The following is a 13,266-nucleotide window of genomic DNA, read 5'->3' on the forward strand; positions in this document are numbered from 1 at the left end:
AGAGGAGCGTGACATGGCGAGCGAGCCCAGCTTCTTCGAACTCGGCGTGGCCGACCCCGAGCGCGGGCGGGCCTTCTACGGAGCCCTCTTCGGCTGGTCATTCGAACCTGGCCCTTCCGGACACGGTTTCTCCATCGCCACCGGCGGACTGCCGGGCGGCATGCACGGCGGCGACGCCGATGCCTCCCCCTACCTGTTCTTCCGCGTCGACGACCTGGACGCCGCGGTCACCAGACTGCGGGAACTGGGCGGCACCGTCGAGGACATGGGCGAGGAAGGGGATGAGGAGTCGGTCGCCCGGTTCGGCCGGTTCAAGCTGTGCCGCGACGACCAGGGCTCCGCCTTCGGACTGCACCAGCCGCCCGAGGGCCAGTAGCCCTGCCGCGCCGCGCTCCTCACCGAGGTGGGTCCACAGCGGTGTCAGGTGCGTGGCCTCGAAGTCGGCGTAGAACCTCTCCAACGCGGCACGTTCCTGCGTGATCGTCACGGCAGACCTCACTTCCTCAGCCGCCGTCATCGAGTACGCGGGCACCCACGAGGCCCAGTTCACCCGCCCCGACGAACTCACCGCGGCACTTCTCAAGGCATAGGCGGAACACAGGGGACACGCGCTGCTGGAGCGGCCCGGATGCCGGAGGATACCGTCGACCGACGACAGACGCACCGACGACGGGACACCTGCGAAATGATCATCTTCGGCACCAAGGGGTACCTCTACCAGCTCGCGATACTGACGCTGGTGTGCGGGCAGTGCGGCAATCCCTCCGCACACACCCTCAGGAAACGCGTCACGAAGTTCACCCTGTTCTTCGTGCCCCTGTTCCCTTTCTCCACGAAGTACCAGACGCAGTGCACCTTCTGCGGTGCCGAGCAGAAGGTGACCAAGGAGCAGGCGGAACAGCTGCAGGGCGGCGCCGTCGGTGGCCCGACGAACACGCCGCCCCAGCAGCAGTCCTACCGCCCCTGAGCGGAGGCGCCCACGGTCGTCATCGCGACGCCTTCCTGACGCGGCGCAGCATCAGGAAGCCGGCGATCAGGAGAACCGCTCCGACCGCGGCCGGCCACAACTGGGCTCCCGTGTCGGCGAGATCACCGGTGACCGCCTGCGGCGCGGGCTGCGCGACGGCATCGTCGCCGGTGCCCTCGTCGGCGGTCGCCGCACTGCCGACCTCGCCAGCACCACCGTCGTCCGTCGGCGACACCTCCGACTCGGCCCGCTGGGTGGCCGGCGGTGACGTGTAGGCCTTGGGCTCCGCTTCCGCCTCGGCGGGCTCCTTCGTCGGAGTGGGCGTGGGAGTGGCGCTCGCCTGGTCCGGGGCCTGTGTGCTCACGGTCGGGGACGGTGAAGGCTCCGCCGTCTCGTCCTCACCCGGGGTGTCCGTGGGGTCCGGGGCCGGCTCGTCGGTCTCCTCGGCCGGCGGGTCGGGCGTCGGTGACGGGCTGTTCTCCGGGTCCTCGCCGTTCGGGGCACCGGCCTCGCACTGCCGTCCGGCGTTGATGCAGTCGACCATCTCCCGCATCAGGTTCTCGTCGAAGACGTTGATGAAGTCGCCGTGGTCCGTGACCGGCTTGTGCAACTGCTCGGGGAAGGAGTCGACCGCGAACAACGGGGTCGTACGGCCGCCGTCCCGCAGGCTCGGCGCGTCGACGTCGTACACGATGCGCTGCACCAGCTGCGGGATGGCCTTGAATCCGGTCGGGCAGTTTCCGGCCGCGTCGGCGAACGCCACGTGGGCGCGGTGGTTGGCGCTGTCGATGTTCGTGCCGTCCCAGCAGCTCTGGAACTTGAAGGTGCGCACCACGTCGCTGCCGCGCGGGCAGAGCGGGTACTTGTCCTTGAGCTGCCGGTCCTCGAAGCCGGTGCAGCTCCAGGAGGCGTTCGCGTTGGCGGTGCCGTTGACGAACGCCTTGGCGTCGCCGGTGATGATGCGCAGCAGCCGGGGCATGGCCACGACCTCGCCGCGCGGGCTGCCCACGAACGTCATCGTGACCTGCTTGGGCGTGACGATCTCACCGGCGTTGCCCTCGATGCCGCCGCCGGGAGAGTTGGCGTCCTGCTCCTGCGTTCCGTTCTGCAGGCGCAGGACGGGCCAGAAGTAGGAGGACTTGTCGCCCTGGTCCTCACAGGTGGTCTGTGCGGCGGCCAGGTCCTCGTCGCTCGCGAACGCGTTGTTGGACTGGTTGCCGACGTAGTCGTGGAAGTGGTGTGCGCCGTTGGAGACACCGGGGGCCACGATGACGTTGTCCGAGTTGAACAGCCCGTTGGCGTTCACTCCGCAGCTGGTGGTGAAGGTGCCACGGGAGGCGTCGCTCTGCTCCTGCGCGCTCTGCGCGGTGGGCTGGACGGTGGTGATGTCCGCGAAGTCGTCGGCGACCGGACCGTTTCCGGCTTGACCGCCATTGCCGTCGCCCTCCTGCTGGCCGTCCTCGCCGTCCTGATCGCCGCTCTGGTCGTCGCCCTGTTCCTGGCCGTCCTGACCGTCCTGGCCTTCCCCGCCCTGCCATTCCCCCTCGGTCTGGTTGCCGGAGTCCCGGAGCGTGCAGGCGGCCAGGGCTTCTAGCCCCTCGGGGCGGTCTCCCACCCGGTCGATGGCGATCGCGATCCGTTCGATGGTCGCGGTTCGCTTCTCCTTCAGCGGGTTCATGATCGCGGAGTCGGCGAAGCCGCTGTCCTGCTGCATGGCCTGCGTCGAGTTCTGCAGGCGCTGGTAGGCCTCGGCGGTCTGCTGGTCCAGGGCGGCGAGCTCCTTGTCGACCTCCGACCGCGCCTCGTCCGGTACGGCCGCCAACTGGTCGCCGACATCGGGGCAGTCGATCGTGGCGGCTCCCGAATACAGCGTCTGCTGGGCCGAGTCACCGCCCGTGCCGCCTTCGGTGGCCGAGGCGTAGACGTTCGCCGCCACCAGTCCACCTCCGCCCAGCATCAGCGCGACCGCCGCAAAGGTGGCGCGGCGTGGACCTGTTGGGCGTCTGCGTGTGTTGCGTCCCACGGAGTACTCCTGCACTGCATGGCCGGATCGACATGGAAATGCCCCCAGTGCCATACGCAGCCGGCCCCCCGGGCGTTCAAGCGCCCCACAGATTCATAGAAACCTCTAAGAGAGCCTGGGTGAGCAGCGGTCCCCCAAGCCCCATAAGTCCGCCTTATGAGCCCATAACCCGGACCCCCGTACCAGCTTAGGCTTGCCTTAGTTTAGGCTTCCTTCGAAGATCTCTTACTCATCGTTCGAAGGGAACCTGATCATGCCTCGCCCTCTGCGGGTGGCCATTGTCGGAGCCGGCCCGGCCGGGATCTACGCCGCCGACGCGTTGCTCAAGTCCGCAGTGGCCGTGGAGCCCGGCGTGTCCATCGACCTCTTCGAGCGGATGCCCGCCCCCTTCGGTCTGATCCGGTACGGCGTCGCCCCCGACCACCCCCGCATCAAGGGCATCGTCACCGCCCTGCACCAGGTGCTCGACAAGCCGCAGATCCGCCTCTTCGGCAACGTCGACTACCCGGGCGACATCAACCTCGACGATCTGCGTGCCTTCTACGACGCGGTGATCTTCTCGACCGGGGCCACGGCCGACCGGGCGCTCGACATACCGGGCGTCGAGCTGGACGGCTCGTACGGCGCCGCGGACTTCGTCTCCTGGTACGACGGCCACCCGGACGTGCCGCGCACGTGGCCGCTCGACGCGGAGAAGGTCGCGGTCCTCGGTGTCGGCAACGTCGCGCTCGACGTGGCGCGGGTGCTGGCGAAGACGGCGGACGAGCTGCTGCCGACCGAGATCCCGGCGAACGTGTACGAGGGGCTGAAGGCCAACAAGGCGCTGGAGGTCCACGTCTTCGGCCGCCGTGGCCCGGCGCAGGCGAAGTTCTCCCCGATGGAGCTGCGCGAGCTGGACCACTCCCCCAACATCGAGGTCATCGTCGACCCCGAGGACATCGACTACGACGACGGCTCGATCGCGACCCGGCGTGGCAACAAGCAGGCCGACATGGTCGCCAAGACGCTGGAGAACTGGGCGATCCGCGACATCGGCGACCGCCCGCACAAATTGTTCCTGCACTTCTTCGAGTCGCCCACCGAGATCCTCGGCGAGGACGGCAAGGTCGTCGGCCTGCGCACCGAGCGCACCGCTCTCGACGGCACCGGCAACGTCAAGGGCACCGGCGAGTTCAAGGACTGGGACCTCGGCGCGGTCTACCGCGCGGTGGGCTACCTCTCCGACAAGCTGCCCAAGCTGCCCTGGGACGTCGAGTCGGGCACCGTCCCCGACGAGGGCGGCCGGGTCATCGAGGAGACCGGCGAGCACCTCGCGTCGACATACGTCACCGGCTGGATCCGGCGCGGCCCCGTGGGGCTGATCGGGCACACGAAGGGCGACGCCAACGAGACCGTCGCCAATCTGCTGGACGACCACGCGAACGGCCGTCTCCGCACGCCCGTCTCACCCGACCCGGAGGCCGTGGACGCGTTCCTCGGCGAGCGGAACGTCCGCTTCACCACCTGGGAGGGCTGGTACAAGCTGGACGCCGCGGAGAAGGCCCTGGGCGAGCCCGATGGCCGCGAGCGCATCAAGATCGTCGAGCGCGAGGACATGCTCCGGGCCAGCGAGGCGTAAGCGGCACCCCGGGAACAACCAGGAAAGACCAGGAACCACAGGGCTCGGCTCGCGGGACACCGCGAGCCGGGCCTTTCCCGTTCCTCACCGCGTTTTGCCGGCGCGGCCGGTCGGGGCGGATTCCGGCGACGGGCCGGCGTCGAGTTCGCGCGCCTGTGCGCGCATGGAGCGCAGGGCCAGCAGGAGTACGCCGATGTCGTCCAGGTAGACAGGGTCGGGCACGAGGTCGGTCGGGAGAACCAGGTAGGCGACCGCGCCCCAGAAGATCCAGCGCGGGCCCGTCGGCAGGCCCGCGCGGCGCAGCTCCCGGCGAGTGCGGACCAGCCGTACCAGCACGGTGCCCGCCACGGCCAGCACGGCCGCCGCCAGGACCGCGACGACCAGGATCACTGTCGTGGTGGAATCCATCGATCCTCCGCCATTCCGCGCTCGCCCCGCTCCGTCCTTCTCACCGTTCGACTTCCCCTTCACGGTGTCTCCACACCGCAGTCTCCGTCACTCCCGGGCACGGCACATTCGAGACAAGCCGCAGGAAGGGAATGGTACGGACCTTATTGCGCCGCAGAAGATTTCCGCAGGTTGCATCGGGTGGCAAAGCGATCACGAAGAACGCGAACGAGCCAGTACCCAAGAGTAATTCACAGAGAGTTGATTGTTCCGGAGCAGCGCTGTCATAATCCGCTTCCCAACCCGCCACCCCCTTGGGGGGCTCTGTATCGGAATTCGCCCCCCGAAACGTCCGGATTCACGATTCCCCCACCATTTTCGCACGTGAGCGCGGGTCCGGACCGACATAAAGCAGCAAAGAAGGTGCGTTTATGTCCAATTATTTCACACGGCCCGACGAGTCGCCCGCATACAGCCCGACGTACACCGAACCCACACCCGGGCAGGCGATACACGGCCGTCCCGAATTCCAGTCGTTGCGGAACGACTACCGCCGCTTCGCTGCCGTATCGACGGCGCTCGCCGTCGGCGGATTCCTGCTCTATGTCCTTTTGTCGAGCTTCGCACCAGGATTCATGAATCAGCCACTCGTCGGACACCTGACGCTCGGGCTGGCCCTCGGAGTGGGGCAGTTCGTGGTGATGGGGGTGACCGCCTGGCTCTATGTACGGCGCATGCGCACCCACTTCGATCCGGTCGCCCGGGGGCTGCGCTCCCAGTTGGAGCAGCAGCGTCTGCCCGGACAGCGCCGTCCGGCCGAGCAGGCCGGTCCCCGCCCGCAGAGCAAGAGGGAGTTCCGTACGTGGTGACGACGACCATCGCCGCCGGTGTTGTCGATCCGTTCAGCCGGCAGTTGACCTTCGTGCTGTTCCTGTCGGTGGTCGTGGTGACGTTGTTCGCCGCGCTGCTGACCGCCCCGCAGCGCGACGAGGTCGGCGAGTTCTATCTCGGCAACCGGGAGATGTCGCCGCTGCGCAACGGGCTTGCGATGTGCGGGGACTATCTCTCGGCGGCGACCCTGCTGGGCAGTACCGGGCTGGTCGCGCTCACCGGCTACGACGGGCTGCTGTATCTGTGCGGCACGACGGTCGCCTGGATGATGGTGCTCCTGGTGATCGCCGAACCGCTGCGCAACTCGGGCAAGTTCACCCTCGGGGACACGCTGGCGCTGCGACTGCCGCAGGGCGGACGGTCGGTCCGGCTCGCGCTCTCGATCTGCACCCTGGCCATCTGCTGCCTCTATCTGGTGGCACAACTCGTGGGCAGTGTCGCCCTGTTGACCCAGTTCACCGGTGTCCCCGGCTCCACCACCCGCACCCTGTGCGTCGTCGTCATCGGCACCGTCGTCATCGTGTACGCCTCGCTCGGCGGTATGCCCGGCGCGACGTTCATCCAGATCGTCAAGGCCGTGATGCTCGTCTCCGGCATCGCCGTCACGGCCGTCATGGTGCTGCACCGCTTCGACTGGAACGTCAACGCGCTGCTGGAGGCCGCGACCGAGAACAGCGGCATCGGCCAGCGGTTCCTCGAACCCGGGCTGCGCTACGGCGGGAGCACCACCAGCAAACTCGACTTCCTCAGCCTCCAGTTGGCCATCGTGCTCGGCCTCGCCGCGCTCCCCCACGTGATGATGCGGCTGCTCGCCCCGCTCTCCACCAACGTCCTGCGCTCCTCGGTCGTGTGGGCCGCGGGTCTGGTCGGCTTCGTCTGTGTGGCGGCCGGCATTCTCGGTCTGGGCGCGACCGCCCTGGTGGGCCGCGACTCCATCGTCGACACCGACCCGAAGGGCGACGCGGCCGTTCTGCTGCTCGCGCAGTCCATCGGCGGTGGGGTGCTCACCGCGCTCCTGTCCTGCCTCGCCTTCGTCACGTTGCTCGCGGTCGCGGCCGGTCTCACTCTCGCCGCGGCCTCGTCCCTCGCGCACGACCTGTACGGCGAGGTCATCCGCAAGGGGCGCGCCACCCAGACCGAGGAACTGGGCGTGGCCCGGCTGGCCGCGGTCCTCATCGGCGTGCTGGGGATGGGGCTGGCCCTGCTGTCGTGGGAGACCAACGTCTCGACGCTCGCTTTCCTCGCCTTCGCGATCGCCGCGTCCGCTCTGCTGCCCACGCTCCTGTACAGCCTGTTCTGGCGGCGCTTCAACTCCCGGGGCGCGCTGCTCAGTCTGTGCGGTGGGCTGGTCTGCTCGGTGCTGCTCGTGGTGTTCTCACCGGTGGTCTCGTCGACCCCGTCCTCCATCTACCCGTCGTCGGACTTCGCCTGGTTCCCGCTGCAGAACCCCGGCATCGTCTCGATCCCGGCGGGCTTCTTCCTGGGCTGGCTGGGCACGGTTCTGGCACCCCGCCAGGAGACGTCCGCGTACGAGGAGTTCGAGGTCCGCGCACTCGTCGGCGCCGGAGCCGACACCGAATAGCACGGACACGTGTGGTGGCAGGGGGAGATTCTCGCCCCCGCCGCCCCTACCCGTTCCCATCCTCGGGGGCTCCGCCCCCGAACCCCCGCTCCTCAAACGCCGGAGGGGCTGGGTAGTCAGCCCGTCCGGCGTTTGAGGACAAAGGGGGGTCTGGGGGCGCAGCCCCCAGGGATGGGACGGGTAGGGGCGGCGGGGGCGAGAAAACTCACCTACGTCAGTGCCCCGGCAGCGGGCCGCGGCCCCTGGTCCAGCCCAGCAGGACCAGGGAGCAGAGTGCGGCGAGGGCGCACCAGGTGGACACGAACTCCAGGCGCCACAGTGCCCAGCACACCGGCGCGCCCACGCCGGCCAGCATCCCGAACAGGACCAGACGGCGGTCGCCGGAGAGGAGCAGCGAGCCGACCGTCGCGAGCAGATAGCCCGCGACGAGCAGCCCGGAGTGGGACAGGTCAACGGCGTACCCGACGGTGTGGCCCCGGATGTCCGCCGTCACATGGTGGTCCGACAGGCTGTACGCGAGTCCCGTGCTCGTCACGATGCCCGCGCCCAGCGGCAGCAGAAGACGGGCCCTCGCCCTCCTGGGGGCCGCGCACAGGACGGCCACCGGTACCCAGAGGGCCAGCAACGGGAGGGCGATGACGGCCCAGGCCACGGTCGCCGGGCCGGTTCCGCCGTCCGCCCGCCAGACCAGGGACTCGACGATCTGGTGGGCGCCCAGGAGCAACGGCAGGGCGGCCAGCGGCAGATCACGGCTGCGGCCCGCCCGCGTCACCGTCGTCACGCAGGCCACGCCCACGGCGGCGATGCCCACACCCGCCACCAGGTCCGCCGTCGCACTCCAGCACATCGCGCCGCCACAGGGTCCGTCGTCGCACGCCTCGGCCTCACAGCGCATCACGCCCCGGCCCCGGCCGCATGCCGAGCACCGACGGGGCAGACGGGTCAGACGGGCCTGTGTGCCACCACGGCGAACATCGTCACCGACATGTGCAGCGCGCCCCGCTCCGCCGCCTCGGTCAGATCCGCGTACAGGCGGTCGCGCTGGGCGTCGGTCATCAGTCCGCTCCGTACGCTCGACTCGGCCATCATGCGGACCAGCGGCCAGGTCACCGTCCCGCTGTCCTGGATCAGCGCCTGCGAGCCCTGGTCGTCGACCACCAGCCCCGCGTCGGTCAGCTGGCTCAGCAGCCGGCGCCCGGAGTACGGGTTGGCCGCCATGGCCAGGACTCCCGCCGTCAGCGCGGCCACTGTGTCGGGGTCACCGGGGTGTAGGAGGGCGGTCCCCCAGTCGGAGTCGATGAGCGCCACCCGGCCGCCGGGCCGCAGGACCCGCGCGATCTCCCCGACGGCCTTGTCCGGCTCGGACAGGTGTTGCAGGACCCGCTCGCACCAGACCACGTCCACCGTGGCATCGGGCACCGGGAGGACTAGCGCGTCACCGTCCAGGAAGCGGGCCGGGCTGCCGGCCGCGGTCGCCCGCCGCTCGGCGACCTCGCGCATCACGGGATTCGCCTCGATGCCCAGCGCGTCGCCGGACGGGGCCACGGCCGCCGCCAGGGCCAGCGTCTGCGTTCCCGTGCCGCTTCCGACGTCGATCACGTGTTCGCCCGGACGCGGGTCGAGCGCGTTCTGTGCCCAGGCGCGCAGTCGTCGTACGCCATCGGCCGCGTCCTGTGCGTCCAGGCCCTCAACGAGCCTGTCCACGTCCGCCGTGGCGAAGTTGCGGGCGTGGAACTCCGAGGTGGGCCGGATATCAGATGTTTCCCCCATGCGGCCCACTCTAGGCAGTCAGGTCCGGCCCGAGCCACCGCTCCCGAAAGAGCCGCTGTTGCCGGGCGACCAGCGCGGGCGGGTCTGGTCCTCGCCGCGTTTGGTGCCGGAGGGGTGGAGGTTGTGCGGCCTGAGGCGCTCGTCCTCGTCCGAGGTGTGCGGCACCTCGTTGGGTTCGCGCCGCTCGCTCTGCTCGTGCACCGCCCCGGAGTCCGGCAGCCTGGGCTGCTCGTCCGGCCTTGGCCGGGGCGCCTCCGCGTCCTTCACCCGCACTCCGAACCGGACGGCCCAGATCAGCAGGCCCGCCACGATCAAGCCACCGGCGAAGGCGGCGATCACATTGAGTACGTCGCTCGATGCGGCGAGTACCTGTCCCGTGTCTGCTGCTGCTCGTGCCGTGTCCATGGCCGCCGAGTGCCCACGAAACCGTCGGCTACTCACGCGGCCCACCCGAACCCGGCGTACGGGGGTGAATGCCTCGGGCGCGGGAAACGGCCGGACCCCCGTGCCGGCCGCGCCCCCGCACCCGCGGGTCCCGAGGGCCGTTTCCGGCCGGGCACCCGCCATGGGCACCGGCGCCCGGGCACACCTCTCGGGGAGGCGCGCGTATCGGAGCACCGGCGTCCAGATGAACCTACGCGCGTCGAGTCGCGGTGTGTATCTCGCCGGTGCCCTCTCTTGTGCGCCGAGGACTCACTCGTGCACGGTCACGTCCGGATGGTCCCGCTTCGCCCGGCCGACGGCGGGTTCGTCGAGGTCGCCGAGGGCCAGATGGGCGAGGACGACCTCGTACAGGTCGCTGCCGCCGGCGAGGAGCTGGCGTTCGAGGACGGGTTCCGCGCTGCGTACGTGGTCGCGCACGGTCTGCGCGTGGATGCCGAGCATCTGTGCGGTGCGTTCCGCGTTGCCGCCGGCGGCGATCCAGGTGCGGACGGTCCGCCGCAGGTCCCGGGTGTCCGAGGTGAGGCGGCCGACGAGGCTGTCCGCCCAGACCAGGAGCGGGTCCGTGCGCAGCAGTTCGGTCAGTCCGGTCGGCGGCACCATGGGCGGGCGCGGTTCGTCCGGGACGGCGGCCTCGTTGTTCAGGGCCAGTTGGACGGCGGCCCGGGTGGTGAGGTCCGCGAAGTCGGCGTCGAGCATGCCTTCCACGCGTTCCATCCGGGCGCGCACGGTGTTGCGGCTGACGCCGAGGATGATCGCCGCCTTGACGGCGGTGAACGAGAAGCCGAGGCGGGTGGTGGCGAGGAGTTCGGCGCGGGTGTGGTGGGGCAGGTCGTCGAGCGGCTTCAGCAGCCGGTCGGCCCAGCCGCGCAGGGCGACGGGGTTCATCAGCCGCTCGGGGTGGGTGCGTTCGGCGTACACGGCGGCCCGGTCCGGGCGGAAGCGGGCCACGGCGAGGGCGCTGACGGCCTGTCCGTACGCCGTGACGGTCTGGACCAGGTTCTGCCGGACGCTGCCGCCGATGAACGTGTCGGGTCGTTCGCCGACGAGCGAGCGCAGTGCCGTGCCCGCCTTCTCCTGGCCCCGGTTGACCGGCGCCACGACGATCAGATGCTCGTCCACGGCCGGGCAGCGGACGATGAGCGCGTGTCCCTCGGTCGCCGCCTGGCACTCCTCGGCCAGGTCGTCACGTCGTGCGGCGTGGACTTCCAGCACGTAGACGCAGGCGGAGTCGGTGTCGAACAGACCCGGCCAGAAGCCGGCGGCGACCCGGCGGGCCGCGATGATGTCGCCCACCATCAGCAGCTGGAGGATGGCGAGCCGGAGGTCCGAGGTCGCCCGGTCGAGCCGGCGTTCGGCGCTGATCGTCTCGCGTTCCCGCAGGAGCACTTCGAGCACCCAGACCGTGCGGGCGACGATGTCGGTGGCCCGCCGGTCGAAGGGCCGGCTGCGGGCCACCGCGAGGACGCCCTTGGTGACGGGGTGGCCGAGTCCGGCCAGCCGGACATGACGTCCCTGGGCGTGCACCGCCGCAGAAGCGATTCTGCCCGTGGCCACGTCCATCACGAGGTCGTCGGCGGCGGGCAGCCGGTCACCTGCGAGGAGGGTGCCGGTGACGTCCTGGAGGGAGACCTCCGCGTCGATGGTTGCGGCGAGCCAGGCGGCCACCCTGCCGATGTCACGGGCGGCCGGCCGCAGTTGGTCGAGGAGTTCGTCCGCCCAGCTGCCGGAGGCGCCTACGCCGTCGTGCCCGTAGTCGGTCCTGCTGCCTGCCACGACGCCTCTCCCCTGGTCCATCACGTTCACACCGCTTCTCGGTCCGGAATTTACCTCACGGAGGGCATAGGCTCGGCGGATGGCAAGGTACTTCGACGTCCATCCCGACAACCCGCAGCCCCGCACGATCAGTCAGGTGGCCGACAGCATCCGCTCCGGTGCGCTGATCGCGTATCCGACGGACTCCTGCTTCGCGCTGGGCTGTCAGCTCGGCAGCCGTGACGGCATCGACCGTATCCGGTCGATCCGGCAGCTCGACGACCGTCACCACTTCACTCTCGTGTGCCGGGACTTCGCCCAGCTCGGCCAGTTCGTGCAGGTCGACAACGACGTGTTCCGGGCCGTGAAGGCGTCCACGCCGGGCAGTTACACGTTCATTCTCCCGGCGACGCGCGAGGTGCCGCGCAAGCTGCTGCACCCGAAGAAGAAGACCGTCGGCGTGCGCATCCCCGACCACACGGTCGCGCAGGCCCTGTTGGCCGAGCTGGGCGAACCGCTCCTGTCCAGCACCCTCCTCCTTCCCGACGAGAAGGATCCGCTGACGCAGGGCTGGGAGATCAAGGAGCGGCTCGACCATGTCCTGGACGCGGTCGTCGACTCCGGCGACTGCGGCACGGAGCCGACGACGGTCATCGACTTCTCCAGCGGCGAGGCCGAGATCGTCCGCCGGGGCGCGGGCGACACGTCACGGTTCGAGTGACGGCTCCCTGACCCCGTACGCCCCGAGTTCGTCCCGCGCGCGGGAGGCCGCCCCGACGGCCACGGCGTCGCTGCCGAGCCGGGCCCGTACGACGCTGACGGGCCGTCCGCTGACGGGCGGCTCAGCGGCGAGGGCAGCGTGGACGGCCGGTTCGAGCAGATGCCAGGCACGGCTGACACCGCCGCCGACGACGTAGACGGTGACGTCCACCAGCCCGGCGGTGATGAGAATCGCCCGGGCGAGGGCGGCCCCCGCCTCCTCGTAGACGACGGCGGCGTCGTGGTCACCGCCGTCCGCGGCTGCCGCGACCGCTTTCGCGGTGAGCCCGGCGCGTCCGGTGCGTTCCCCGTACCGCCGCCCGATCGCCCGCCCGGAGGCGAGTGTCTCCAGATGCCCACGGCCACCGCACGTACAGGGCAGGTCGCCGAAGCCGGGTACGTGCCCGATCTCCCCGGCGGCCCCGTGCGGACCCTCGTACAGCGCCCCGCCCATCCACAGCGCACCGCCGACCCCGGTGCCCAGCGTCATACCGAGCACATGGGGTACGCCCGCCACGGCGCCCTTGGTCGCCTCGCCCCGCAGGAACGCGTTGACGTCGTTGTCGAGGTACGCCGGGACCCCGAGCGCGCCCCGGACAGCCGCCGTCACCTCGAACCCGGCCCAGCCGTGGAAGGAGTCACTGACGACGAGCACACGCCCGGTGTCCGCGTCCACGATCCCCGCCGCACCGACCCCGACACCGAGCAACCGGGCCGGTGTCCGGGCGAGGAGCCCGGCGAGCGCGCCCAACGCCGCGTCGATCATGGCCTGCCCGCCGTGCGCCGCCGGGGTGGGCACCTCGGCCCGAGCGAGAACCGCGAGGTCGGGCGCGCACAGCACGACCTGGGTGGTCGTCCCGCCGATGTCGACACCGGCGTAGACCTCAGGGAGGGGGAGGGTCACGCGGTGGCCCCCGTTGCACTGGGGGTGGCGGTGGCCCGGCGTTGCGGGACCAGGTCGGGCACTGCGGCGATGAGGCGCGGGGTGCAGTCCGTACCGAGACACCGGGAACTCGTCACGCCGAAGCCCTCCTTCCACCGCCCGCCGGGGCAGCCCGGTGCTCCGTCCGGCG

At 70.4% G+C, this 13,266-nt stretch carries 13 protein-coding genes; 6 read left to right on the forward strand and 7 right to left on the reverse strand.

What is annotated here, in order from left to right; translation table 11 throughout:
* Window positions 1-13: 13 nt before the first annotated feature.
* Together LUX31_RS00825 and LUX31_RS00830 are read left to right on the forward strand one after the other, a co-directional pair.
* Entirely contained in the window at window positions 14-376 is a 363-nt protein-coding gene (locus LUX31_RS00825; protein ID WP_235472567.1) for a VOC family protein, read from the forward strand.
* Window positions 377-685: 309 nt separating this feature from the next.
* Window positions 686-967: a zinc-ribbon domain-containing protein gene (locus tag LUX31_RS00830; protein WP_235479750.1), complete on the forward strand. Its 282-nt coding sequence runs from the start codon at window positions 686-688 to the stop codon at window positions 965-967.
* Window positions 968-986: 19 nt separating this feature from the next.
* On the opposite strand, the gene LUX31_RS00835 is transcribed toward LUX31_RS00830, so the two are convergent.
* Entirely contained in the window at window positions 987-2,990 is a 2,004-nt protein-coding gene (locus tag LUX31_RS00835) for a DUF1996 domain-containing protein (RefSeq protein WP_235472568.1), read from the reverse strand.
* Window positions 2,991-3,243: 253 nt separating this feature from the next.
* Here LUX31_RS00835 and LUX31_RS00840 point away from each other — a divergent pair, with 253 nt between their 5' ends.
* On the forward strand, window positions 3,244-4,608 hold the full coding sequence (locus LUX31_RS00840) for an FAD-dependent oxidoreductase (protein ID WP_235472569.1): 1,365 nt from the start codon (window positions 3,244-3,246) through the stop codon (window positions 4,606-4,608).
* Window positions 4,609-4,692: 84 nt separating this feature from the next.
* Here LUX31_RS00840 and LUX31_RS00845 read toward each other — a convergent pair whose 3' ends face one another.
* A complete protein-coding gene (locus LUX31_RS00845) occupies window positions 4,693-5,016 on the reverse strand; it encodes a YkvA family protein (protein ID WP_235472570.1) in 324 nt (107 codons plus the stop codon).
* Between the two features lie 410 nt (window positions 5,017-5,426).
* On the opposite strand from LUX31_RS00845, the gene LUX31_RS00850 reads away from it, so the two are divergent.
* Window positions 5,427-5,864: a DUF485 domain-containing protein gene (locus LUX31_RS00850; protein WP_235472571.1), complete on the forward strand. Its 438-nt coding sequence runs from the start codon at window positions 5,427-5,429 to the stop codon at window positions 5,862-5,864.
* Window positions 5,858-7,468, forward strand: coding sequence for a solute symporter family protein (locus LUX31_RS00855; protein ID WP_235472572.1), 1,611 nt, complete (start codon window positions 5,858-5,860; stop codon window positions 7,466-7,468). Before LUX31_RS00850 ends, LUX31_RS00855 begins: the two co-directional genes overlap by 7 nt.
* Before the next feature lie 214 nt (window positions 7,469-7,682).
* Here LUX31_RS00855 and LUX31_RS00860 read toward each other — a convergent pair whose 3' ends face one another.
* The 4 genes from LUX31_RS00860 to LUX31_RS00875 all read right to left on the reverse strand — a co-directional run bounded on the left by LUX31_RS00860 (window position 7,683) and on the right by LUX31_RS00875 (window position 11,476).
* The gene (locus LUX31_RS00860) at window positions 7,683-8,315 is read right to left on the reverse strand and encodes a DUF6629 family protein (protein WP_235479751.1); all 633 of its coding nucleotides are present in this window, start codon (window positions 8,313-8,315) and stop codon (window positions 7,683-7,685) included.
* Between the two features lie 95 nt (window positions 8,316-8,410).
* Window positions 8,411-9,238, reverse strand: coding sequence for a methyltransferase domain-containing protein (locus LUX31_RS00865; protein ID WP_235472573.1), 828 nt, complete (start codon window positions 9,236-9,238; stop codon window positions 8,411-8,413).
* 18 nt (window positions 9,239-9,256) lie between these two features.
* A complete protein-coding gene (locus LUX31_RS00870; RefSeq protein WP_235472574.1) occupies window positions 9,257-9,643 on the reverse strand; it encodes a DUF6479 family protein in 387 nt (128 codons plus the stop codon).
* A 288-nt stretch (window positions 9,644-9,931) separates the two neighbouring features.
* The gene (locus LUX31_RS00875; RefSeq protein ID WP_443045914.1) at window positions 9,932-11,476 is read right to left on the reverse strand and encodes a helix-turn-helix domain-containing protein; all 1,545 of its coding nucleotides are present in this window, start codon (window positions 11,474-11,476) and stop codon (window positions 9,932-9,934) included.
* 58 nt (window positions 11,477-11,534) lie between these two features.
* On the opposite strand from LUX31_RS00875, the gene LUX31_RS00880 reads away from it, so the two are divergent.
* Complete coding sequence (locus tag LUX31_RS00880) at window positions 11,535-12,155, forward strand: L-threonylcarbamoyladenylate synthase (protein ID WP_235472576.1); 621 nt, start codon at window positions 11,535-11,537, stop codon at window positions 12,153-12,155.
* On the opposite strand, the gene LUX31_RS00885 is transcribed toward LUX31_RS00880, so the two are convergent.
* A complete protein-coding gene (locus LUX31_RS00885; protein ID WP_235472577.1) occupies window positions 12,141-13,097 on the reverse strand; it encodes an ROK family protein in 957 nt (318 codons plus the stop codon). The two genes, LUX31_RS00880 and LUX31_RS00885, sit on opposite strands and share 15 nt — an antisense overlap.
* Window positions 13,098-13,266: the final 169 nt, after the last annotated feature.

It is taken from the genome of Streptomyces sp. GQFP, from assembly GCF_021545335.1.
Taxonomy (GTDB): domain Bacteria; phylum Actinomycetota; class Actinomycetes; order Streptomycetales; family Streptomycetaceae; genus Streptomyces.